This window comes from Streptomyces sp. NPDC097619 (genome assembly GCF_040302735.1).
GTDB lineage: Bacteria > Actinomycetota > Actinomycetes > Streptomycetales > Streptomycetaceae > Streptomyces.
Genome location: NZ_JBEOSD010000050.1, coordinates 26,861 through 49,434 on the forward strand (window position 1 = coordinate 26,861; position 22,574 = coordinate 49,434).

The window sequence follows — 22,574 nt, forward strand, 5'->3', positions numbered from 1 at the left end:
CGAGGCGTCTACCGCTCAGGCCGCGCACCGCTCCCGCCCCTCGTGACGAACGTCGTGGTCACCGCGCTCCAGGGCCCGCAGGTCGAGGTTCCGGCTCTCCAGCTCCTGGCGGAGCCGGGCCAGTGCCCGGTGCAGTGTGCTCTTCACGGTACCTGCCGACATTCCGAGCGCCGCGGCCGTCTCCTCGGTGCTCATCTGCTCCCAGTGTCGCAGCACGACCACGCTGCGCTGCTTGGGCGCGAGCACCTTCAGGACGTCCATCAGCAGGGCGCGGTCGGCGCGCTGGTCGGCGCCGTCCTCCACGCTCGCGTCGGGCAGCTGCTCGGTGGGCACCTCTTCGAGCTTGCGGGCGCGCCACCACTCGGTGCGCGTGTTGATCATGACGCGGCGGAGGTAGGCGTCGGCCAGGGACTTGTCGGCGATGCCGTCCCAGCGGCCGTAGGTGCGGACGAGGGCGGTCTGGAGGAGGTCCTGGGCGTCCACCGGGTCCGGCACCAGCCGGCGGGCACTGCGCAGCAGCGCGTCCTGACGGGTGCGGACGTACTCCTCGAATTCGAGCACCTCGCCCTGCGCCATCCCAACCGCCTCCGTTCCGATACCGCATCCGCTTCCTGCTGACGGATTCGAAGGTACGGAGGGGTTGTCACGGGGCTGTGCGGTCCAGCCCTCGGGGGACGCACGGACGGCCATAGGTTGTGTAACAGGAGCCGCCGGCGGTTCGCCGGCGGTCCGTCCTCAGCTCGCCGGCAGCCGGTACGTGCCGTCCGCGAGGGGTTCCACGAGCCCGTCGGAGACCAGTCCGTCGAGGGCCCGGGCCCGCTGCACCGGTTCGTGCCAGACGGCGTCCAGGGCGGCCTGGGGGACCGGGGTACGGGCCTCCCGGAGCACCGCCAGGAGCTTGCCGCGGACCTGCCGGTCGGTGCCGGCGTAGGTCTGGCCGCGGCGCGGCGGGCCGTCGTGGGCGGGGCGTCCGGCCAGCAGCCAGGCGCACTGTCCGGCGACCGGGCAGCGGTGGCAGTCGGGGCTCTTGGCGGTGCAGACCAGGGCGCCCAGCTCCATGGAGGCGGCGGCCCAGCGGGCCGCGGTGGGCTCGTCCTCCGGGAGCAGCGCGCGGGCCAGCCGGCGTTCGGCGGCGGTGGTGGCGTTGGGCGGGTACTCGGTGCCGGTCGCCACCCGGGCGAAGACCCGGCGCACGTTGGTGTCGAGCACGGCGTGCCGCTGCCCGTAGGCGAAGGAGGCCACGGCGGCGGCCGTGTACTCGCCGATCCCGGGCAGCGCCAGCAGCTGGCCGTGGTCGCGCGGGACGTCCCCGCCGTGCCGTTCCGTTATGGCCACGGCCGCGCCGTGCAGCCGCAGGGCCCGGCGCGGGTAGCCGAGCCGCCCCCAGGCGCGGACCGCCTCGCCGGGGGCCTCGGCGGCCAGGTCGGCGGGGCGGGGCCAGCGCGCCAGCCACTGCTCGTACACGGGCAGCACCCGCACCACCGGGGTCTGTTGGAGCATGAACTCGCTGACCATGACCCCCCAGGGCCCGGCCTCGGGACGCCGCCATGGCAGGTCCCGGGCGTGCTCGGCGAACCAGGAGACGACGGGTTCGTGCAGGACCGCGGGATCGGCGGGGACGCCCGGTTCCGAGGGCGGTCCGGCGGGGGAGCGGCGGGCGTCTGGGGTGGCAGGCATCGCAGTCATGACAGACGCATCCTGGCACGTTTCACGTGCGTCGCGCGGGGCCCGGACCGGTGAACCAGACACCCGCTCCGATGCCGCTGCCGCGGACCGAGCGGACGATCGTACCGGCGGGCCGGGTGAGGGCGACCATGGTCAGCGCGGCCATCGCGCCGCCGAGCAGCAGCCCCATGGCCACGTCGTGCGGGTAGTGCACGCCGACGAACACCCGGGAGAAGGCCATCAGCAGGGCCATGGGCACCGTCCACAGGGCCAGCCGGGGCAGGACGAGGGCCACCGCGATCGCGGCGGCCCCGGCTATCGCGGAGTGGTTGCTCGGGAAGGACCAGTCCCCGTACTCGGGGCACTGGATGAGGGGGGCCATCGCCCCGGCGACCTGCCGGCACGGCCGGTCCTCCGTGACCACCGACTTCAGGCTCTCCGACACCACGTAGCCGAGGGCCGTGGCGAAGGGGGCGAGGACCGCCAGCGCCATGGCGTGGTCGTCGAGGCGGCGGGCCCGCCACCACAGGGCGATGAAGACGAACCCGAAGAGGATGAGTCCGGCCTCGGTCCACAGTTCCACGAAGTGCTGCACCCAGCCGGGCGTGGAATGGGCGAAGTCGGTGATGTCGCGGTAGAGGTCGGAGGTGTCCATTCCGCAGACTTTACGAAAACATGGTGTTCGGTCGCATCAGCCCCCCGGCCCATTCGGGGTCGAGTGGATCACACCACAGGATGATGATCTCCAAAACCTGGTGCCGTGCGGCGGGTGGGGCCGCGATCGGGACCTGATCTCTCGTAAGGTTCGGTCCGTGGGATCTTTGCGCAATCCGGTCGGACCGCTCCCCTCCTCCATCTACTGGCGCCGGAGGGCCGTCCTCGCGTCCGTCGCGGCACTGCTTGCCATGCTCGCCGTATGGGCCGTCACCTCCGGTGGTGGACAAGGCAGTCAGGACGCCAAGGGGCCCGGCCCCGGCCCGAGCGCGGGCATCACCCCCGGCCCCGACCCCTCCGGATCCCCCGTCACCAACTACCCCGGTGGGCGCGAGGATTCGGGCGGCGGTGACCACGGCGGCACCGGCACCACCGCGGGCAGCGGAAGCTCAACGGGCGGTGACGGCAACGGAACCGACACCGGAACGGGCGGCACCGACCCCGGCTCCGGCAAGAACGGCGAACCCGGCGGCGGCACCGGCACCGCGGGCAGCACCGGAGGCAGCGGCGGCGCGGGGCAGCTGCCCGCCGGCTCCCCGCTCCCCACCTGCGCCCCGGGCGCGGTCAGTTGGGAGGTCCGGACCGTCAAGAACGAGTACGAGCCCACCGAGTTCCCGCGCTTCGAGATCGTCGCGAAGAACTCCTCCGTCGGCACCTGCAAGATGGACCTCGGCCCGAAGAACGCCGTGCTGACCATCACCAAGACCGGTGCCGACCGGCCCGTCTGGTCCACCGCCGACTGCCCCCGCGGCACCGGGAACGCCTTCTACCGGGTCCCGGCCCGGTCCTCCGTCACGCACGTCGTGGAGTGGGACCGCAAGCCCGGCGACGCCACCCGCTGCGCCGCCCCGCCCAAGACGGCCGCCGAGCCCGGCACTTACCTGGTCGAGGTCAAGGCCCCCGGCATGAAGGACCTCACGGTCTCCTTCCGCCTGGAGCAGGACTGACCGCGGGCCCCACGCGGATGTGCGGGAGGGCCCGCCCCCAACGGGGGCCGCCCCCCCCCCACATCCGGCGCCGTGCTCGGTCGGCCTCCGCCTCCCGCGCCCGGCGCGGACCTCAGACGTACCGTTCGAGGATCGAGGACTCCGCCAGCCGGGACAGCCCCTCGCGGACGCTGCGGGCCCGGGCCTCGCCGACCCCGTCCACCGTCTGCAGGTCGTCCACGCTGGCCGCGAGCAGCTTCTGCAGCCCGCCGAAGTGCTCCACCAGCCGCTCGATGATCGCCCCGGGCAGCCGCGGCACCTTCGCCAGCAGTCGGTAACCCCGCGGCGACACCGCCGAGTCCAGGGTCTCCGGGGAGCCGGTGTACCCCAGCGCCCGCGCCACGATGGGCAGTTCGAGCAGCTCGGGGTGGGTCAGGGCGTCCAGCTCCGCGAGGGCTTCCTCCACCGTGCGGGAACGCTTCGCCGTGGGCTCGGGCACGTAGTCCCGGATCACCAGCTCCCGCTCCTGCTCGATGCCCACCGTCAGCTCGTCGAGCTGGAGGGAGAGCAGCCGGCCGTCGGTGCCCAGCTCCACCACGTACTCGGCGATCTCGGTGGCGATCCGGCGGACCATCTCCAGCCGTTGCGCCACCGCCGTCACGTCGCGGACCGTCACCAGGTCCTCGATCTCCAGCGCCGACAGGGTGCCCGCCACCTCGTCCAGCCGGAGCTTGTACCGCTCCAGCGTGGCCAGGGCCTGGTTGGCACGGGACAGGATCGCCCCGGACTCCTCCAGCACCCGCCGCTCCCCGTCCACGTAAAGGGCGATCAGCCGCATCGACTGCGAGACCGAGACCACGGGGAAACCGCACTGCTTGGAGACCCGGTCGGCGGTGCGGTGCCGGGTGCCGGTCTCCTCCGTCGGGATCGAGGCGTCCGGGACCAGCTGTACCCCCGCCCGCAGGATCTTCGTCAGGTCCTTGTCGAGGATGAGGGCCCCGTCGAGCTTGCACAGCTCCCGCAGCCGGGTCGCGGTGAACTCCACGTCGAGCACGAAACCGCCGGTGCACATGGACTCGACGGCCTTGTCCATGCCCAGCACGATCAGTCCGCCGGTGTTGCCGCGGACGATCCGCTCCAGACCGTCACGCAGGGGCTGACCGGGGGCGACCGCGCTCAGCGAGGCCCGGACCAGGGCCTCGTGTCTGGAGCTCGCGCCGGACTTCCCGGGCGCTGCTGCCCCGTCCTTGGCTGCCACTGCACTCCTCCGGTCGCGGGTGTCGCCGCCCGGCGCCGGGGGCACCGGGCGTGCGTGCGGGCGGGCGGACCGGTGCAAAGTCTACCGGCGCCCCCTGTGCTCCCGTGGTGGCTACCCGTGTCCGGCCCCGCCCCGGGCCTCATCGGGGGCCTTCCCCCGACCCTCCGCGGAAGCACTCCTTCCGCGCGCGGGGCTCCGCGGCAGCACCCGCAGGGCCTCGCCGACGTCCGCCACCTCCAGCACCCGCATGCCCGGCGGCACCTTCCCCGGATCCCCCGGCACGAGCGCGTGGGTGAAGCCCAGCCGGTGCGCCTCGGCCAGCCGCCGCTGCACCCCGGTGACCCGCCGCACCTCGCCGGCCAGCCCGACCTCGCCGATCGCGACCAGGTTCTTCGGCAGCGGGGTGTCACTGGCGGCCGAGGCCAGGGCCAGGGCGATCGCCAGGTCCGCCGCCGGCTCGGAGAGCTTCACCCCGCCCACCGTGGCGCTGTAGATGTCCCGCTTGCCCAGGGCGCTGATCCGGCCCCGCTGCTCCAGCACCGCCAGCATCATCGAGACCCGGGAGGTCTCCAGGCCGGAGGTGGTCCGCCGGGGCGAGGGGATCTGCGAGTCGACCGTCAGCGCCTGCACCTCCGCCACCAGTGGCCGGCGACCCTCCAGGGTCACCGTCAGGCAGGTGCCGGGCACCGGCTCCGCCCGCCGGGTCAGGAACAGCCCGCTCGGGTCGGCCAGCCCCGTGATCCCCTCGTCGTGCAGCTCGAAGCAGCCGACCTCGTCGGTGGCCCCGTAGCGGTTCTTCACCCCGCGGACCAGCCGCAGCCGGGCGTGCCGGTCGCCCTCGAAGTGCAGGACCACGTCCACCAGGTGCTCCAGCAGCCGCGGACCCGCGATCGCCCCGTCCTTCGTGACGTGGCCGACCAGCAGCGTGGACATGCCCCGCTCCTTGGAGGCCCGGATCAGGGCCCCCGCCACCTCGCGGACCTGCGCCATGCCGCCGGGGGCGCCGTCGATCTCCGGGGAGGCGACCGTCTGCACCGAGTCCAGGACCAGCAGCGAGGGCTTCACCTCGTCCAGGTGTCCCAGCACCACCGAGAGGTCCGTCTCCGCGGCCAGGTACAGGTGGTCGTCGAGGGCGCCGATCCGGTCGGCGCGCAACCGCACCTGACTCGCGGACTCCTCGCCCGTCACGTACAGGGTGCGGTGCTGCTCGCTCGCCGCCTTCGCGGCCACGTCCAGCAGCAGGGTGGACTTGCCGACCCCGGGCTCGCCCGCCAGCAGCACCACGGCACCCGGCACGAGACCGCCGCCGAGCACGCGGTCCAGCTCGTCCACCCCCGTGGTGCGGGCGGTGGCCTGCCGGCCGTCCACCTGCGCGATGGGCAGCGCGGCCGAGGAGACCCGGCCCGCGGCCGTGGTGCGCACGGCGGTCACGCCCTGCTCCTCGACCGTCCCCCACGCCTGGCACTCGGGGCAGCGGCCGAGCCACTTGGCCGTGGTCCAGCCGCACTCGGAGCAGCGGTAGGACGGACGGTCCTTGGCGGATGAGCGGGAAGTACGGGCAGCCATGCGCCCACGGTAGCGGGGGCCTCCGACAGTCGGGCCCGGACCGGGGCCGGCGGCCGGGGTCCGCCGACCGTCCCGCCCCCGCCATCCGTCCGTCGTCCGTCCCTCGGCCGCATGCTGCGGGTCCGCTGCGGGTCCGTGGTCGGCGCGGGGGCGCGCGGCGGGCGCCCGGGGCCGCGCCCCGTCCGCTCCGGCGGTCGCGTCGCGCACAACGTCAGGCCACGTGTCCCCTTTCGTGCGATCTGTTCACCCGTAAGGGTTAAAACTCTCGAAGGCATCCGGGGCGTCCCCGGCGCGGCCCCTACCTTCACCGGGTGAACAGCAGCAGTAAGTCACCGTCTCCGGAGCGCACCGGCGCGCACCGGGCGCGCGGGTCCGCGGAACGCGACCCGCAGCCCCCTCCGGCCCATCGCCACGAGCCGCACCTCGACGGCCTGTTCACCTATTGCCTCTCCGTGCTCTGCGATCACGACGCCGCCACCGACGTCCTCGCGGACGTGCTCGCCGTGGCGGAACGGCAATCGGGCCGCTGCCCCGAGGAACCCGCCGCGCGCCGCGCCTGGCTCTACGCGCTGGCCCGCTGGGCCTGCCTGCGCCGCCTGGAGGAGGACCGGCGGGCCCTGACCGGCACGGGGGCGCACGCTGCCCGGCGTGCGCCGGAGCATACGAGGGAGCACGCGGCAGCGGGGGCGTACGCCTCCGGTGGCCCACCCCCGGGAGCCCGACCCGGCCCGGGAGCCCGACCCGGCCCCGCGGCGGGCTCCGGCCCCGCACCGGGCGCCGAGGGCGAGATGCTCGGGGACCCCGCCGACGCGGGCGAGTCCGTCCGCCGCTCCGAACTGGCCCGGCTGGCCTGGCCCGAGGCCGCCGGCACCACCCCCGCCCAGCGCGAGGCCCTGGAGCTCGCCGTCCGCCACCGGCTGGGGGTGGCCGAACTGGCCTCCGTCCTCGGCCTCGGTCAGGTCTCCGCCCGGGAGCTCCTCGCGGGCGCCGCCTGCGAGGTGGAGCGCACCCGGGCGGCCCTCGCCGTGGTCGAGACCGGCGGCTGCCCACAGGTCTCCCTGCTGACCGGCGACGACCGGGTCCTGCTCTCCACCGCCCTGCGCGCCGAACTGGTCCGGCACGTCGACGACTGCCCGCGCTGCCGCCGCGTCGCCGAGCGGGTGGGCGCCGGCGGTCCCTGGCCGGGGTCGGGAGGCATCGGATCGGCGGTGCTGCCCCTGGTGCCCGCCCCGCGCAAGGCCGTCCACCTGGCGCAGCTGCGGGCCCCCCGGGCCCGCGGCGCCGCCCCCCGCTTCGACCGCGCCGGGTTCCCGCAGGACCCCCGCGACCGGGCCGCCCGCCGGGACCGGCTGCGGGCCCGCGCGGTCACCACCACCGTGGTCGCCACCGTGGTCGCCGCCCCCGTGATCGCCCTGTGGGCCGCCTACCGGGGCGGCCCGGCCCCCGCCGACACCGTCCCCGGCACCGCCCGCATCGCCGCGAGCGGCACGGAGGAGCAGGGCGGGGCCGCGGGCGGCCCGTACGCCCCCTACGAGAACGCCGGCAACGCCGCCACCCGCCCCGAGGCCGGCTTCGTCCGTGCCCCCGAGGGCGCCCCCGGGGTCTCGGTGGAGGTCGTCAGCCCCGGTGCCCCGCCCCCCGGCCCCCCGGCCCCCGGCAAACCCGCCCCGGGCCGGCTCACCGTGTCCGCGACCGCCAGCGGCGCGGACACCCTGGTGGTGCTCCGGGCCGAGGGCGGCTCCCCGGTCTCCTGGCAGCTGTGGTCGGACGCCCCCTGGCTGTGGGCTAGCCAGAGCTTCGGGGTGCTCAAGCCCGGCGAAACGTTCACCGTACGGATCACCGTGGACCACCGCGGGGAACCGGCCGGCCGCTGGAAGGCCCGGGTCGGCGTGGACCCGGGCGGCGCGGTGATCTCCATCGAGGGCCGCGGCGCGTCCGTCCCCCCGTACACCCCGCCCCCGAAACCCCGACCCACCCCCAAGCCGACCCCGACGCCCACCCCCACGCCGACCCCCACCCCGACGCCGACGCCCACCCCGGAACCCACCCCGACCCCGACCCCCACGCCGGAACCGGAACCCACCGCCACCTCCGGCACCGAACCGGCCCCGGAACCGACGGCGCCCGCCGGCTGAGCACGGCGGGCGGCAGACAGGGAGGTCGGGAGGTCGGGAGGTCGGGAGTACGACGGGGGACCGGGGAAGCGTCGGCGTCACCGGCTCCGGGTCCGGTCCGGGGCGGGATCGCTCCGGGTCACACCGGCCGGGCCGGGGACGGCGGGTCCGCCGGATGCGGGGCCATCGGCAGCAGCGCGGCCAGCCGCTGCTCGCACAGCTCCACCAGCTTCGCGTACGCCTCCGCGCCCATCAGCTCGACCAGCTCCGGCCGGTAGGTGACGTACACCGGCTCGCCCGCGCCGTGCGCCGAGGTCGCCGAGGTGCACCACCAGTGCAGGTCGTGCCCGCCCGGACCCCAGCCCCGGCGGTCGTACTCGCCGATCGAGACCTGGAGGATCCGGGTGTCGTCCGGCCGGTCGATCCAGTCGTACGTCCGCCGCACCGGCAGCTGCCAGCACACGTCCGGCTTCGTCTCCAGCGGCTCCCGGCCCTCCTTCAGGGCCAGGATGTGCAGTGAGCAGCCCGCGCCGCCCGCGAAACCGGGACGGTTCTGGAAGATGCAGGACCCCTCCCAGCGCCGGGTCTGCCGCTCCCCGTCCTCGTCCTTCTGCACCCAGCCGGTGGCCGTGCCCACCTCGTGGAACTGCCACAGCTCCGGGGTGAGCCGCGCCACGTTCTCCGCCACCCGCTGCTCGTCCTCCTCGTCGGAGAAGTGCGCCCCGAGGGTGCAGCAGCCGTCCGAGGCCCGGCCGGCCTGGATGCCCTGGCAGCCGCTGCCGAAGATGCAGGTCCAACGGGAGGTCAGCCAGGTCAGGTCGCAGCGGAAGACCTGTTCCTCGTCGGCCGGGTCGGGGAACTCCACCCAGGCCCGGGCGAAGTCCAGGCCCACCTCGTCCGCCGGGGCCCCCGCGCCGCCGGCCCTGCCCTTGTCCTTGGACTTCACGCTCTTGGCCGGTTTCTTCTGCTTGGCCTTCTTCGTATCTGGCACGGGTCCAGCCTAAGCGGGCGGTAACCGATCCGAACCCGCCATGTGGCGGGCGTCGTGTCCGAGTCGCAGTAGCGTTCCACCCATGAGACTCGGAGTGCTTGACGTGGGTTCGAACACGATCCATCTGCTGGTGGTGGACGCGCATCCGGGTGCGCGCCCGCTGCCCGCGCACTCGCACAAGGCCGAACTGCGCCTGGCCGAGCTCCTCGACGACGATGGCGCGATCGGACCGGAGGGCGTGGACCGGCTCGTCGGCGTCATCGCCGGCGCCGTCCAGGCGGCCGAGGACAAGGGCTGCGAGGAGGTCCTCCCCTTCGCGACCTCCGCGGTCCGCGAGGCCACCAACGCCGACGAGGTCCTGGCCCGGGTCCGCGCCGAGACCGGGGTGGACCTCCAGGTTCTCAGCGGGGCCGAGGAGGCCCGGCTCACCTTCCTCGCCGTGCGCCGCTGGTGCGGCTGGTCCGCGGGCCGCCTCCTCGTCCTCGACATCGGCGGCGGCTCCCTGGAGGTCGCGTACGGCATCGACGAGGAGCCCGCCGTCGCGGTCTCCCTGCCGCTCGGCGCCGGCCGCCTCACCGCGGGCTGGCTCCCCACCGACCCGGCCGACCCGGCCGACGTGAAGGCCCTGCGCCGGCACGCCCGCGCCCAGATCGCCCGGAACGTCGGCGAGTTCACCCGGATCGGGTCCCCGGACCACGTGGTCGCCACCTCCAAGACCTTCAAGCAGCTGGCCCGGATCGCCGGCGCGGCCCGCTCCGCGGACGGCCCGTACGTCCAGCGCACCCTGTCCCGCAAGGACCTGGAGGAGTGGGTGCCGCGCCTCGCCGCGATGACCACCGCCCAGCGCGCCGCCCTCCCCGGCGTCTCCGAGGGCCGCGCCGGCCAGCTCCTGGCGGGCGCCCTGGTGGCCGAAGCGGCCATGGACCTCTTCGAGGTCGACGACCTGGAGATCTGCCCCTGGGCCCTCCGCGAAGGCATCATCCTCCGCCGCCTGGACCACCTCCCGTCCTGAACCCGACCCCCAGCCGCGTCCCAGCCCCGCCGGCGGGTACCCCACCTCAGCCGAATTCAGCCTCGCCGGGGAGCACCCCGCCCAGCCGCGTCCCAGCCCCGCCGGCGTTTGAGGCGCACCGGGCGCGGAGCGGCCGGGTCAGGGGGTCCGGGGCGCGGCCCCGGTTCCGGGAAGGGGCGGGTCGGGGAGAAGGCCCCGCGCAGCGGCCCGCCCCACCCCGCTCCGCCCACCCCGGCCCTGCCCAGCGGCCCCGCCCCCACCCGCCCCCCCCACCCGACGCCCCACCCCACCCCCGGCCGGCTCCCCCGTCCCGCTCACCCGCTCCCCCCACGGCCCCGTACCCTGTCCCCGTGGCAGATCCAGTCGTGCGCATCCCCGACGCGAAGGTCGCTCTCTCCACGGCCTCGGTCTATCCGGAGTCGACGGCGACGGCCTTCGAGATCGCCGCGCGCCTCGGCTACGACGGGGTCGAGGTCATGGTCTGGACGGATCCGGTGAGCCAGGACGTCGAGGCCCTGCGCCGCCTCTCCGACCACCACGGCGTGCCCATCCTGGCCGTCCACGCCCCCTGCCTGCTGATCACCCAGCGGGTCTGGTCCACCGATCCGTGGACCAAGCTCCAGAAGGCGCGCTCCGCGGCCGAGCGGCTCGGCGCCTCCACCGTCGTCGTGCACCCGCCGTTCCGCTGGCAGCGGCAGTACAGCCGGGAGTTCGTCGAGGGCATCTGGCGGATGGCGGAGGAGACCGACGTCCGGTTCGCGGTGGAGAACATGTACCCCTGGCGGTACCGCGACCGCGAGATGCTGGCGTACGCCCCCGAGTGGGACGTCACCAAGGACGACTACCGGCACTACACGATCGACCTCTCGCACACCGCGACCGCCCGCACCGACGCCACCGCCATGGTGGACCGGATGGGCGACCGCCTCGCGCACGTCCACCTCGCCGACGGCAACGGCTCCGCGAAGGACGAGCACCTGGTGCCCGGCCGCGGCACCCAGCCCTGCGCGGAACTCCTCGAACGCCTCGCCCTCGGCGGCTTCGACGGGCACGTGGTCATCGAGGTCAACACCCGCCGCGCGATGTCCGCGGCGGAACGCGAGGCGGACCTCGCCGAGGCCCTCGCCTTCACCCGCCTGCACCTGGCCTCCGCCCTGCGCGGACCCCGCACCCCCCGGGTCCCCCGGCCGTGACCCGCGCCGCCCGCCGCCCCGCCGGAGCCCCGGACCCGCGACAGGACCCCGCGGCGGAGCCGGACCCGCGGCCGGACGCACAGCCGGACCCGCGGCCGCAGAAGAGCGCGCCCGCCACCCCCGCGCCCGCCGCCACCCCCGACCCCCCCGAGCCCGAGCCCGCCCCCCGGCCCCGCCGCGGCCGCGGCCGCCCCTCCCGGGCCGAGGCCGAGCAGGCCCCCGGCGGCCTCCAGGAACGCATCCGGCTGGCCGCCCGCGCCGAGTTCGCCGCCCGCGGCTACGACAAGACCTCGGTGCGCGGCATCGCCAAGGCCGCCGGGGTGGACCCGGCCCTGGTCCACCACTACTTCGGCAGCAAGGACGAACTCTTCGAGGCCGCCGTCGAGATCAGCATGGAACCGGCCCTGCTGGTGCCCGCGATCCTCGGCCAGGGCACCGAGGGCATCGGCGAACGCCTCGCCCGCTACTTCCTCGGCGTCTGGGAGAACCCGGCCACCCGCGCCCCGCTCCTGGCCGTGATCCGCTCCGCCGTCAGCCACGAGGCCGCCGCGAAGGTGCTGCGCGGCCTCGTGCTGCGCCGCCTGCTGGCGAAGGTGGCCGAGGAACTGGACGTACCCGACCCCACGTTCCGCGCCGAGCTCGCCGCCTCCCACATGATCGGCATCGCGCTGCTGCGGTACGTGATCCAGGTGGAGCCGCTGGCCTCCGCGGACCCGGAGGAGATCGTGGCCATGGTCGCCCCCACGCTCCAGCGCTACCTGACCGAGAGCTGACCCCGCCCGGGCCCCGGAGCACCCGCTCGAAGCCGCCGCCCGAAGCGAGCGCCCGAGCCCCCGCCCGAACCCCCCGACCAGGGGAACGGGTGACCGAAAGCTGAGCCTTCCGTCCCGACATCCGGACATCCTGTCCAGATCTTGGAGCGCGGGCGTAGGCTCGTAACCGTCAGATCCGTGTTTCAGGGGAGTGAACCCAGATGCCCGAGCTCCGGTCCCGCACCGTCACCCACGGCCGCAACATGGCGGGCGCGCGCGCCCTTATGCGCGCCTCCGGTGTAGCGAGCGAGGACATCGGCAAGCCGATCATCGCCGTGGCCAACTCCTTCACCGAGTTCGTCCCCGGCCACACGCACCTGGCGCCGGTCGGCCGCATCGTCTCGGAGGCCATCAGCGCCGCCGGTGCCGTGCCCCGCGAGTTCAACACCATCGCCGTCGACGACGGCATCGCCATGGGCCACGCCGGCATGCTCTACTCCCTGCCCTCCCGCGACCTCATCGCGGACTCCGTGGAGTACATGGTCGAGGCGCACTGCGCGGACGCCCTGATCTGCATCTCCAACTGCGACAAGATCACCCCCGGCATGCTGATGGCCGCGATGCGCCTCAACATCCCGGTGGTCTTCGTCTCCGGCGGCCCGATGGAGGCCGGTCAGGCCACCCTCGTCGACGGCACCGTCCGCAAGCTCGACCTCATCGACGCCATGGTCGACGCCTCGAACGAGAACGTCTCCGACGAGGACGTGCTCCGCATCGAGGAGAACGCCTGCCCCACCTGCGGCTCGTGTTCCGGCATGTTCACCGCCAACTCGATGAACTGCCTCGCCGAGGCCATCGGCCTGGCCCTGCCCGGCAACGGCTCCGTCCTCGCCACCCACACCGCCCGCCGCGCCCTCTACGAGGAGGCCGGGCGCACCGTCGTCGAGATCACCAAGCGGTACTACGAGCAGGACGACGCCTCCGTGCTGCCCCGCAACATCGCGAGCCGCGCCGCCTTCGAGAACGCCATGGCCCTCGACATCGCCATGGGCGGCTCCACCAACACGATCCTGCACCTGCTGGCCGCCGCCCAGGAAGCGGGCCTCGACTACGACCTCAGGGACATCGACGAGGTCTCCCGCCGGGTGCCCTGCCTGGCCAAGGTCGCCCCGAACGTCGCCCCCGGCGGCACCTACTACATGGAGGACGTGCACCGGGCCGGCGGCATCCCCGCCATCCTCGGCGAACTGCACCGCGGCGGCCTCCTGAACAAGGACGTCACCTCCGTCCACTCCGACTCCCTCGACGAGTGGCTCGGCGCCTGGGACCCGCGCTCCGGCACCGCCACCCCCGAGGCCATGGAGCTGTGGCACGCCGCCCCCGGCTGCAAGCGCTCCGCCTCCGCCTTCTCCCAGTCCGAGCGCTGGGAGACCCTCGACCTCGACGCCGAGGGCGGCTGCGTCCGCTCCGTCGAGCACGCCTACAGCAAGGACGGCGGCCTCGCCGTGCTGCGCGGCAACATCGCCGTCGACGGCTGCGTGGTCAAGACCGCCGGCGTCGACGAGTCCATCTGGACCTTCGAGGGCCCGGCCGTGGTCTGCGAGTCCCAGGACGAGGCCGTCGAGAAGATCCTCACCAAGCAGGTCACGCACGGGGACGTGGTCGTCATCCGCTACGAGGGCCCGCGCGGCGGCCCCGGCATGCAGGAGATGCTCTACCCGACCTCCTTCCTCAAGGGCCGCGGCCTCGGCAAGACCTGCGCCCTGATCACGGACGGCCGCTTCTCCGGCGGCACCTCCGGCCTCTCCATCGGCCACGCCTCCCCGGAAGCGGCCTCCGGCGGCACCATCGCCCTCGTCGAGGACGGCGACCGCATCCGCATCGACATCCCCAGCCGCTCCATCGAGCTCCTGGTGGACGAGGCCACCCTCGCGGCCCGCCGCGAGGCCCTCGGCGGGGTCTACGCCCCCAAGGACCGCGAGCGCACCGTCTCCGCGGCCCTCCGCGCCTACGCCGCCATGGCCACCAGCGCCGACAAGGGCGCCGTCCGCGACGTCTCCAAGCTGGGCTGACCCCTCGCCGGCCCCGCCGACACCGGCGGGGCCGACCGGCCCATCGATCCGGCCCCATCGGTCCGGGGCGGCGATCCGGGGTCGGGAGCCCCGAAGGGCCGCCCGACCGGCGGCGCCCCTACCAACCCTTGGGCTCGGACCCCACCGAGAACACCGACCCCTCCGGCGTGACGGCCACCACCCGCCCGCCGCCCACCACCGGCGCCGGCAGGGTCGGCACGGGCAGCGTCCGGTCCCCGCCGCGCACCTCGGTCCGCCCCGCGGTCCGCCCGGTCTTCGCGGTCACCGCGAGCACCCGCCCGTCCGCCGTGGACAGGTACACGTACGCCCCGGCCGGCACGGGCCGCGAGACCCGGGACACCAGGGTCTCCAGCCGCCACCGCTCGGCGAGCGCCCCGTCCGGCCCCGTACCGACGGCCGTCAGGTCCCCGGAGAAGCCGCTCAGGTACACCGTCCCGTCCGCGTCCACCGCCCCCTGCGCCTGGTCCACCGGCGCGGCCGGCGCCAACCGCCGCACGGCCCGGGTCCGCAGGTCGATCCGCACCACCGCGTCCGTCACCCCGTACAGGTCGCTGCCGAGCAGGTACAGCCCCCCGGCCCCGCCCGGGGCGCCGGTACCCGTCCCGCCCGTACCCGTCCCGCCGCCCCCCGTGGCGCCGATGGCGGTCAACTGCCCCGCCGTCCGCAGCCGCCACCGCTCCGTACCGTCGACCGCGTCGAGCGCCCGCACCTCGGTGGTCGCCCCGTCCCCGGCCGCGGTCACCGCGAACACGGTCCCGTCCGTCCCGCTCCCGGTGAACACCGTCCCGACCCCGCCCACGGACCGCGACCACAGCCGCTTCCCGGACGCCGAGTCCAACGCCCGCACCCGCCCGTCGGCCGTACCCAGCAGGACGGTCTCCCGACCGCGCCCCGCGTGGACGGGCCCGGCCCCGGCCGGCACCGGGGCGGACCACCGCTCCCGACCCGTCTCCGGGTCCAGTGCGCGCAGGGTCCGGCCGTCCGCCGACACCAGGTGCACCAGCCCGCCCGCGAGCACCGGCGCCTGCTCCCCGCCGACCCGGTCTCCGGAAGGGGAGCCGGGCACCTTCCACCGGACCGTCCCGTCGGACCGGTCCAGCCGGGCCGCCGCCAGTCGCGGCCCCGCGCAGTACACGGCCCCACCGGCCGCCGAGCAGGCCGGCATCCCGCCGCCCGGCACCAACGGCACCGACCATCCCGGCACCGCCCCGGGCAGGGCCCCCGGCCCGGCCGCCGTCCGGCGCCCCGCACCGGGGCCCCCGTCGCCGTCTCCGTACCCGCCGATCAGGACCGCCCCGGCCGCGACCGCCGCGACCAGCACCGCGGCCCCGCCCGCCGCCGCCCCGCGCCGACGCCGCGACCACGGTCCGAGCCGACCTCGCGAGGCCGAGGCGCGGGAGGTACGGGAGGCGCGGGGGGCAGGGGAGGGCCGCGAAGGCCGCCCGCGCCCGTCCTCCGCCGACACGTCGATCCGCACCCGCCGGTGCGTGGCCTCCTCCCGGCCCGGACCCGACCCGTCCGCGGAACCCGGAGCCGCCCCCGGGCCCCGGTCCGCCCGCTCCCCGGCGGCCGGGAGCCCCCAGCCGTGGCCCCGGCCCGGCACGCCGCCCTCACCCGGCACCCGCGGGGCCGGTATGAACGCCCGGGTGTCCTCCGCCGTCGGATACGCGGCGGACCGCAGCTCGGCGATCAGCTCGTCCGTGGTCGGGCGGTCCTCCGGGGCCTTCGCCAGGCACCGCGCGATCAGCGGGACCAACTCCTCCGGCACCCCCGACAGGTCCGGCTCGTGGTGCACCACCTGGTACGCGACCAGGTACGGGCTGTCCGAGTCGAAGGGCCCCCGGCCGGTCGCCGCGTGCACCAGCACCGCGCCCATCGCGAAGACGTCCGCCTCCGGGCCCACCTCCCGCGGCCGCTGGAACTGCTCCGGAGCCATGAAGGGCGGGGTCCCGATCAGCTTCCCGGTCTCGGTGCGCAGCTGGCTGTCGTACGGGCGGGAGATCCCGAAGTCGATCACCTTGGGGCCGTCCCCGGCCATCAGCACGTTGCCCGGCTTGAGGTCCCGGTGCACCAGACCCGCCCGATGGATGTCGCGCAGCGCCTCCGCGAGTCCGGCACCGAGCCGGTTCAACTCGGCGGCGTCCAGGGGCTTCCGCTTCGTGCGCTGGGCGAGGGTGGGGCCGTCCACGAACAAGGTGGCCATCCACGGCCGCCCGGCCTCGGGATCGGCGTCCACGACGGCCGCGGTGAAGGCCCCGGAGACCCGCCGCGCGGCTGTGACCTCCTGCCGGAACCGGGCCCTGAACTCGGGATCCGCGGCGAATTCGGCGTGCACCACCTTGACCGCGAGCCGCAGCCCGGAGGCCGAGGTCGCCAGGTGCACCACTCCCATGCCGCCGGAGCCGAGGACGGACTCCAGCCGGTACTGACCCGCGTATTCCGGCCGAGCCGACCGCGGTGAATCTGCCGGGCGCGGCATGCCCACCCCCCGTGTGCTTGTACGCCGACGCGCCCGTCGAGCCTAGTCGAGCCTTGCTAACCTGCGCGAGTGACGCTTCGTGAAGCGTTGGGGGAGAGCATCACCACGAACACACGGGGGAACCATGGGCAAGGAACAGGGCGCTCCGGCCACGGCCGTGACGGACGTCGAAACGGCGGTGGCGGCGGGGGCCGTCAGCGCCCGCTACCCGGTCGCACCGGGCTACCGCGTCAACGTCCGCAGCGGACCGGGCACGCACTACTCGCTGGTCAAGGTGCTGCCGTACGACGCGCTCGTACCGGTCCGCTGCCAGTGCACCGGCACCACCGTCAGTGGCCCGTACGGCACCACCGACATCTGGGACAACATCGCCAACGGCCAGTTCGTCTCGGACGCCTACGTCCGCACCGGCAGCGACGGCTACGTGGCCCCGCGCTGCTCCTGACCGCGAGCCCCGCGGCCCGACCCGTGAGCCGGGCCGTGATCCGGGCCGTGGGGCACGCCCCGTCCGTCGCGGCGGACGGGGCCTCCCGCACCGATGGCGGATAATCGCTGATGTGAGCGACGAACCGAACGGCACCAGCAGCGCCCCGTCCGACCCGCCCGGCCCCGCGCTGCCCGCGGGCCCGCAGCCCGAGGAGATCCGCTTCTTCGGCACGACCTGGGTGGACCACGACGGCGGCTACGCCCTGCGCCGGGTCGGCGTGGCCCTCGGCTCCCTCGCCGCGGCCGCCGCCGGCGCCTTCGTGCTCCGTTTCGCCTACGAGGGCCTGGAGTCCGGGAACGTCGGGCGCCTGGTCTCGCTGACCGTGGTCGTCATGTTCGCGATCTGCAGCGCCATCGCCTTCGCGAAGACCTGGGAGTCCTTCGGCCGTCGGGTGGCCCCTTCCAAGGAGGACAGTTCTCTCCGCGGCCTCAAGGCCATCGGCTTCGTCGGCACCCTCGTCGCGTACTTCGTCCGCTCGCTGTTCGAGGCCCCGGGCGAGAAGCTCCACCGCGCCGAGTACGAGCAGGCCAAGGCCCAGTACGACCGCCGCCGCTCCACCCGCACCGGCAACCCGGCGGCCCGCCGCCCGAAGCGCAAGAAGTAACCACCCCGAACCGGGCCAAGCCCAGCCGGGCCGGCGATCAAGGCGATCGGCGAGCCGCGCCTGACCACCCACAGCGGCACCATTCAGCCCCGCCGGCGATGCGGCGATCGGTGAGGCGCGCCCGCCCATCTACAGCGGCACCATCCAGCCCCGCCGGCGATTGAGGCGATCGGTGAGGCGAGCCGGACCGCTTGTCGCGGCACCATCCAGCCCCGCCGGCGATTGAGGCGCGGGGGTGTGGGGGGCGGAGCCCCCGAGGGGCCGCGGTAGCGGCTTACCGTCACGGCGGGGCCCGGGGCCGCCACAGGCACCCGGTTCCGGGAAGGGGCGGGGCGGGGAGGAAGCCCCGCGCAGCGGCCCACCCCCCCCCGCAGCCCCCGACACACTCCGCCCCGGCACGCCCCCACCCCATTGACGACACCCCCCACCCAGGAGCAATATTCATCGCATGATGAATAAAACCGAGGAGCCACCCCCCACCCCCACCCCGGCGCCCTCCACCCCGGCCATCCACGCCCAGGACCTCTCGGTCACCCGAGGCCCCCACCCCGTCCTCCACCACCTCCGCTTCACGGTCCCCCGCGCCCGCATCACCGGCCTCCTCGGCCCCTCCGGCTGCGGGAAGTCCACCCTGATGCGGGCCGTCGTGGGCACCCAGGCCAAGGTCACCGGCACCCTCGACGTCCTCGGTCGTCCCGCCGGCCACCCCGAGCTCCGCTCCCGCATCGGGTACGTCACCCAGGCCCCGTCGGTCTACGACGACCTCACCGTCCGCCAGAACCTCGACTACTTCGCCGCCGTCCTCGACCCCGGCCGTGCCGCGACGGCCCGCCGCCGGGAGGCCGTCGAACGGGCCATCCACGACGTGGACCTCACCTCCCGCGCCGACGCCCTCGCCGCGAACCTCTCCGGCGGCCAGCGCAACCGCGTCTCGCTCGCGGTCGCCCTCCTCGGCACCCCCGAGCTCCTCGTCCTCGACGAGCCCACGGTCGGTCTCGACCCGGTGCTCCGCCGCGACCTCTGGAACCTCTTCCACCGCATCGCCGCCGACCGCGGCACCGCGATCCTCGTCTCCTCCCACGTCATGGACGAGGCCGAGCGGTGCCACGACCTGCTCCTCATGCGCGAGGGCCGGATCCTCGCCCAGGGCACCCCCGACGACCTGCGCGCCCGCACCGGCACCGCCACCGTCGAGGAAGCCTTCCTCCACTTGGTGGACGAGGCCGCCGCCACCCCGGACCGCACCCCCGTCACCACGGCTCCCACCGGCACCACCAGCCCCACAGAGGCCATCAGCCCCACAGAGGCCACCAGCCCCACAGAGGCCACGACCACCACGGGAACCACCGCCCCCACGGGAATCCAGGAGCCCCGATGAACGCCTCCCGCACCCTCGCCACCGCGGCCCGCGTACTCCGCCAGCTCCGCCACGACCCGCGGTCCATCGCGCTGATGCTGCTGGTCCCCGTCCTGATGCTGGTCCTGCTCCGTTACGTCTTCGACGGCAGCCCGCAGACCTTCGACAGCATCGGCGCCTCGCTCCTCGGCATCTTCCCGCTGATCACGATGTTCCTGATCACCTCGATCGCCACGCTCCGCGAACGCACCTCGGGCACCCTGGAACGCCTCCTCGCGATGCCCCTCGGCAAGGCCGACCTGATCGGCGGCTACGCCCTCGCCTTCGGCGCCCTCGCCGTCATCCAGTCGGCCCTCGCCACCGGCACCGCCCTCTGGGTCCTCGGCCTCGACGTCGTCGGATCGCCCTGGCTGCTGCTCCTCGTCGCCCTGCTCGACGCGATCCTCGGCACCGCCCTCGGCCTGTTCGTCTCCGCCTTCGCCTCCTCCGAGTTCCAGGCGGTCCAGTTCATGCCGGCCGTGATCTTCCCGCAGCTCCTGCTCTGCGGCCTGTTCGCCCCCCGCGACACCATGCAGCCGGTACTGGAGGCCGTCTCGAACGTCCTCCCCATGTCCTACGCCGTGGACGGCATGACCCAGGTCCTCACCCACAGCGAGGTCACCGGCACCTTCGTCCGGGACGCCGTCATCGTCGCCGGCTGCGCCCTCCTGGTCCTCTGCCTCGGCGCCGCCACCCTCCGCCGCCGGACCCCCTGAGCCACCGACCCGCCCGCCCCTCGGACGCCCCGCCCGCCGACCCCTCCCGAGTGCAAGGATGAGCCGAACGTACGACCCAGCGACCTCCCGGCCGCCACCGGGAGGAGCCCCACGGCGAGGTGAGCCCGTAATGACCCAGACAGTCGCAGTCCTCGGCACCGGCAAGATCGGCGAGGCCCTGCTCAGCGGCATGATCCGAGGCGGCTGGCCGGCCGGGAAGCTCCTCGTCACCGCCCGCCGCGCGGACCGCGCCGAGGAACTGCGCACCCGCTACGGCGTCGAAGCCGTCAGCAACGCCGAGGCCGCCAAGCGCGCCGACACCCTCATCCTCACCGTGAAGCCCCAGGACATGGGCCGCCTCCTCGACGAGCTGGCCCCCCACGTCCCCTCCGACCGGCTCGTCATCAGCGGTGCCGCGGGCATCCCCACCTCCTTCTTCGAGGAACGGCTCGCCCCCGGCACCCCGGTCGTCCGCGTCATGACCAACACCCCGGCCCTCGTGGACGAGGCCATGTCGGTCATCTCCGCCGGCAGCCACGCCACCGCCGCACACCTGGCCCACGCCGAGGAGGTCTTCGGCGGCGTCGGCAAGACCCTCCGCGTCCCCGAGTCCCAGCAGGACGCGGCCACCGCCCTCTCCGGCTCGGGCCCCGCGTACTTCTACTACCTCGTCGAAGCCATGACCGACGCCGGCATCCTCCTCGGCCTGCCCCGCGCCCAGGCCCACGACCTGATCGTGCAGGCGGCGATCGGCGCCGCCGTCATGCTCCGCGACAGCGGCGAGCACCCCGTCAAGCTCCGCGAGGCCGTCACCTCCCCCGCCGGCACCACCATCAACGCCATCGTCGAGCTGGAACGGCACGGCGTACGGGCCGCCCTGATCGCCGCGCTGGAAGCCGCCCGCGACCGCAGCCGCGAACTGGCCACCGGCAGCAACTGACCCCGGCCGCCCGCCGCCGCACCGTTCCGCACCACACCTTCAGGCGGCGGGCAGCAGGCCGATCGCCCGGTACGCCCGGTCCACGACGGGCCGCGCCAGCTCCCGGGCCCGACCGGCCCCCGAGGCCAGCACCGCGTCCACCCGGGCCGGATCCCCGACGAGCTCGGCGTGCCGCTCCCGAACCGGACGCAGCAGCTCCACCACGGCCGCCGCCGTGTCCTTCTTCAGGGCCCCGTAGGAGTCGTAGCCGGCGGCGAGGGCCTCAGGCTCGCCCCCGGTGCACGCGGCGAGCACGTCGAGCAGATTGCTCACCCCGGGCTTCGCCTCCCGGTCGTAGCGCACCTCGCCGTCGTTGTCGGTGACCGCCCGCATCACCTTCTTCTCCACGGTGGCCGGATCGTCCAGCAAGTAGACGATCCCCGCCGTGCTCGCGTGCGACTTCCCCATCTTCGACCGCGGGTCCTGGAGGTCCATGACCCGCGCGGCCACCCGCGGCAGCACCGCCCTCGGCACCGTGAACGTGTGGCCGTACCGCTGGTTGAAACGCACCGCGAGGTCCCGGGTCAGCTCCACGTGCTGCCGCTGGTCCTCACCCACCGGCACCTCCTCCGCCCCGTAGGCGAGGATGTCCGCCGCCATCAGCACCGGATACGTCAGCAGGGACAGCCGCACCCCCTGCCCCGCGGCGGCCGCGCCCGCCGTCTTCTCCCTGTACTGGATCATCCGCCGCAGCTCCCCGTCCGTGGCCGTGCACTCCAGCAGGTACGCGAGCCGGGTGTGCTCGTTGACGTGGCTCTGCACGAAGAGGGTGCACCGCTCGGGGTCCAGCCCCGAGGCCAGCAGGAGGGTCGCGGCCTGCCGGCTGAGCCGCCGTACCCGCGCCGGTTCGTGCTCGACGGTCAGCGCGTGCAGGTCCACCACGCAGAACACCGGATCGGCGTCCGCGCGGTGCTGGTCCACCTCGACCCACTGGCGCACGGCCCCGAGGTAGTTCCCGAGGGTCAGGTGCCCGGTCGGCTTGATCCCGCTGAAGATCCGCTTCATCGTCTTCTCTCCCGTGTCGTGAGGGCCGTCCCGCGGCCGGTCCTCCCGGGAGGGGAGAAACGAAAACGGCCGCCGGAGCGGCGGCCGTGAGCGCGTGCGCGCGTTCGTCTGGGGTCGGCCGCCGTCAGGCGGCCCACCAGCGAAGGCTGAGCGCATGCGTAGTCATGGGAGGCAGGCTAGCCCCTGGGGTGGACCCCTGTCCCAGGGTTGACACGTCCCACCTCGATCCGTAGTGTTCTCCGAGTTGTCCGAAGTGAGAGCCGACTCCGGTCGGTCCCCGGACAGCCATTCCGCACCAACCATTTCGAACGAACGACGCATACGTGTCGGCTCGTTCTCCATGCGTTTTTGCGAATAGGGAATCCCTGTCCGAAGCACTGCCGAGGACGCTGCGGCCGATTAGGTCGGAGGCCGGGAACCCGCTAGGGTCTCACTCGCCGGAAGAGCCCAACGGGCAGAGAAGGCAAGCCCGCTGACTGGGAGTCAGGCCCGAAAGGTTCTGATAGAGTCGGAACCGCCGGAAAGGAAACGGACGCGAAAGCGGTCGGGACCGGAAAGGCGCCGAGGAAATCGGAACGGAAACGGTCTGATAGAGTCGGAAACGCAAGAACGAAGGAAGCGCCC

19 protein-coding genes are annotated in these 22,574 nt (G+C 74.4%); 11 read left to right on the top strand and 8 right to left on the bottom strand.

What is annotated here, in order from left to right; all coding sequences use genetic code 11:
• Positions 1–15: 15 nt before the first annotated feature.
• The 3 genes from ABTZ17_RS16355 to ABTZ17_RS16365 all read right to left on the bottom strand — a co-directional run bounded on the left by ABTZ17_RS16355 (position 16) and on the right by ABTZ17_RS16365 (position 2,320).
• Positions 16–576 carry a SigE family RNA polymerase sigma factor gene (locus ABTZ17_RS16355; protein WP_352196286.1) on the bottom strand — a complete coding sequence of 187 codons (561 nt, stop codon included), beginning with the start codon at positions 574–576 and terminating at the stop codon, positions 16–18.
• A 159-nt stretch (positions 577–735) separates the two neighbouring features.
• Positions 736–1,686, bottom strand: coding sequence for an iron-sulfur binding domain-containing protein (locus ABTZ17_RS16360; protein ID WP_352196287.1), 951 nt, complete (start codon positions 1,684–1,686; stop codon positions 736–738).
• 22 nt (positions 1,687–1,708) lie between these two features.
• Positions 1,709–2,320, bottom strand: coding sequence for a phosphatase PAP2 family protein (locus ABTZ17_RS16365; protein WP_352196288.1), 612 nt, complete (start codon positions 2,318–2,320; stop codon positions 1,709–1,711).
• 157 nt (positions 2,321–2,477) lie between these two features.
• Between ABTZ17_RS16365 and ABTZ17_RS16370 the strand changes: the two genes are divergently transcribed.
• Positions 2,478–3,326, top strand: coding sequence for a hypothetical protein (locus ABTZ17_RS16370; protein WP_352196289.1), 849 nt, complete (start codon positions 2,478–2,480; stop codon positions 3,324–3,326).
• 112 nt (positions 3,327–3,438) lie between these two features.
• Here ABTZ17_RS16370 and disA read toward each other — a convergent pair whose 3' ends face one another.
• Together disA and radA are read right to left on the bottom strand one after the other, a co-directional pair.
• Positions 3,439–4,563, bottom strand: coding sequence for a DNA integrity scanning diadenylate cyclase DisA (gene disA / locus ABTZ17_RS16375; RefSeq protein ID WP_352196290.1), 1,125 nt, complete (start codon positions 4,561–4,563; stop codon positions 3,439–3,441).
• Between the two features lie 111 nt (positions 4,564–4,674).
• Positions 4,675–6,129, bottom strand: coding sequence for a DNA repair protein RadA (gene radA / locus ABTZ17_RS16380; RefSeq protein WP_352196291.1), 1,455 nt, complete (start codon positions 6,127–6,129; stop codon positions 4,675–4,677).
• A gap of 311 nt (positions 6,130–6,440) precedes the next feature.
• Between radA and ABTZ17_RS16385 the strand changes: the two genes are divergently transcribed.
• Entirely contained in the window at positions 6,441–8,264 is a 1,824-nt protein-coding gene (locus ABTZ17_RS16385; protein WP_352196292.1) for a hypothetical protein, read from the top strand.
• A 118-nt stretch (positions 8,265–8,382) separates the two neighbouring features.
• On the opposite strand, the gene ABTZ17_RS16390 is transcribed toward ABTZ17_RS16385, so the two are convergent.
• Positions 8,383–9,234, bottom strand: a complete 852-nt coding sequence (locus ABTZ17_RS16390) for a DUF3109 family protein (protein ID WP_502994699.1) — start codon at positions 9,232–9,234, stop codon at positions 8,383–8,385.
• 82 nt (positions 9,235–9,316) lie between these two features.
• On the opposite strand from ABTZ17_RS16390, the gene ABTZ17_RS16395 reads away from it, so the two are divergent.
• From ABTZ17_RS16395 to ilvD, 4 genes are all read left to right on the top strand, one after another.
• A complete protein-coding gene (locus ABTZ17_RS16395; RefSeq protein ID WP_352196293.1) occupies positions 9,317–10,246 on the top strand; it encodes a Ppx/GppA family phosphatase in 930 nt (309 codons plus the stop codon).
• Positions 10,247–10,596: 350 nt separating this feature from the next.
• On the top strand, positions 10,597–11,439 hold the full coding sequence (locus ABTZ17_RS16400) for a sugar phosphate isomerase/epimerase family protein (protein WP_352196294.1): 843 nt from the start codon (positions 10,597–10,599) through the stop codon (positions 11,437–11,439).
• Positions 11,436–12,212 carry a TetR/AcrR family transcriptional regulator gene (locus ABTZ17_RS16405; protein ID WP_352196295.1) on the top strand — a complete coding sequence of 259 codons (777 nt, stop codon included), beginning with the start codon at positions 11,436–11,438 and terminating at the stop codon, positions 12,210–12,212. Before ABTZ17_RS16400 ends, ABTZ17_RS16405 begins: the two co-directional genes overlap by 4 nt.
• Before the next feature lie 200 nt (positions 12,213–12,412).
• Positions 12,413–14,263, top strand: coding sequence for a dihydroxy-acid dehydratase (gene ilvD, locus ABTZ17_RS16410; RefSeq protein WP_352196296.1), 1,851 nt, complete (start codon positions 12,413–12,415; stop codon positions 14,261–14,263).
• Positions 14,264–14,381: 118 nt separating this feature from the next.
• Here the strand turns inward: ilvD and ABTZ17_RS16415 are convergent, their stop codons facing one another.
• A complete protein-coding gene (locus tag ABTZ17_RS16415) occupies positions 14,382–16,763 on the bottom strand; it encodes a serine/threonine-protein kinase (protein ID WP_352196297.1) in 2,382 nt (793 codons plus the stop codon).
• A 124-nt stretch (positions 16,764–16,887) separates the two neighbouring features.
• On the opposite strand from ABTZ17_RS16415, the gene ABTZ17_RS16420 reads away from it, so the two are divergent.
• From ABTZ17_RS16420 to proC, 5 genes are all read left to right on the top strand, one after another.
• Positions 16,888–17,208, top strand: a complete 321-nt coding sequence (locus ABTZ17_RS16420; protein WP_352196298.1) for a hypothetical protein — start codon at positions 16,888–16,890, stop codon at positions 17,206–17,208.
• Positions 17,209–17,311: 103 nt separating this feature from the next.
• Positions 17,312–17,854 (top strand): hypothetical protein, encoded by a 543-nt coding sequence (locus ABTZ17_RS16425; protein ID WP_352196306.1) that lies wholly within the window; start codon positions 17,312–17,314, stop codon positions 17,852–17,854.
• Positions 17,855–18,302: 448 nt separating this feature from the next.
• A complete protein-coding gene (locus ABTZ17_RS16430; RefSeq protein ID WP_352196299.1) occupies positions 18,303–19,232 on the top strand; it encodes an ABC transporter ATP-binding protein in 930 nt (309 codons plus the stop codon).
• Positions 19,229–19,966 carry an ABC transporter permease gene (locus ABTZ17_RS16435; RefSeq protein ID WP_352196300.1) on the top strand — a complete coding sequence of 246 codons (738 nt, stop codon included), beginning with the start codon at positions 19,229–19,231 and terminating at the stop codon, positions 19,964–19,966. The genes ABTZ17_RS16430 and ABTZ17_RS16435 overlap by 4 nt, the downstream gene beginning before the upstream one ends.
• A 130-nt stretch (positions 19,967–20,096) precedes the next feature.
• Positions 20,097–20,906 carry a pyrroline-5-carboxylate reductase gene (gene proC, locus ABTZ17_RS16440; RefSeq protein WP_352196301.1) on the top strand — a complete coding sequence of 270 codons (810 nt, stop codon included), beginning with the start codon at positions 20,097–20,099 and terminating at the stop codon, positions 20,904–20,906.
• Between the two features lie 39 nt (positions 20,907–20,945).
• Here the strand turns inward: proC and trpS are convergent, their stop codons facing one another.
• Positions 20,946–21,950, bottom strand: a complete 1,005-nt coding sequence (gene trpS, locus ABTZ17_RS16445) for a tryptophan--tRNA ligase (RefSeq protein ID WP_352196302.1) — start codon at positions 21,948–21,950, stop codon at positions 20,946–20,948.
• Positions 21,951–22,574 lie beyond the last annotated feature (624 nt).

Excerpts from the sequence above, each read along its gene's own strand:
- ABTZ17_RS16355 (WP_352196286.1), bottom strand. The coding sequence starts at position 576 with ATGGCGCAGGGCGAGGTGCTCGAATTCGAGGAGTACGTCCGCACCCGT.
- ABTZ17_RS16360 (WP_352196287.1), bottom strand. The coding sequence starts at position 1,686 with ATGACTGCGATGCCTGCCACCCCAGACGCCCGCCGCTCCCCCGCCGGA.
- ABTZ17_RS16365 (WP_352196288.1), bottom strand. The coding sequence starts at position 2,320 with ATGGACACCTCCGACCTCTACCGCGACATCACCGACTTCGCCCATTCC.
- radA (WP_352196291.1), bottom strand. The coding sequence starts at position 6,129 with ATGGCTGCCCGTACTTCCCGCTCATCCGCCAAGGACCGTCCGTCCTAC.
- ABTZ17_RS16395 (WP_352196293.1), top strand. The coding sequence starts at position 9,317 with ATGAGACTCGGAGTGCTTGACGTGGGTTCGAACACGATCCATCTGCTG.
- ilvD (WP_352196296.1), top strand. The coding sequence starts at position 12,413 with ATGCCCGAGCTCCGGTCCCGCACCGTCACCCACGGCCGCAACATGGCG.
- ABTZ17_RS16415 (WP_352196297.1), bottom strand. The coding sequence starts at position 16,763 with ATGCCGCGCCCGGCAGATTCACCGCGGTCGGCTCGGCCGGAATACGCG.
- ABTZ17_RS16420 (WP_352196298.1), top strand. The coding sequence starts at position 16,888 with ATGGGCAAGGAACAGGGCGCTCCGGCCACGGCCGTGACGGACGTCGAA.
- ABTZ17_RS16430 (WP_352196299.1), top strand. The coding sequence starts at position 18,303 with ATGATGAATAAAACCGAGGAGCCACCCCCCACCCCCACCCCGGCGCCC.
- ABTZ17_RS16435 (WP_352196300.1), top strand. The coding sequence starts at position 19,229 with ATGAACGCCTCCCGCACCCTCGCCACCGCGGCCCGCGTACTCCGCCAG.
- proC (WP_352196301.1), top strand. The coding sequence starts at position 20,097 with ATGACCCAGACAGTCGCAGTCCTCGGCACCGGCAAGATCGGCGAGGCC.
- trpS (WP_352196302.1), bottom strand. The coding sequence starts at position 21,950 with ATGAAGCGGATCTTCAGCGGGATCAAGCCGACCGGGCACCTGACCCTC.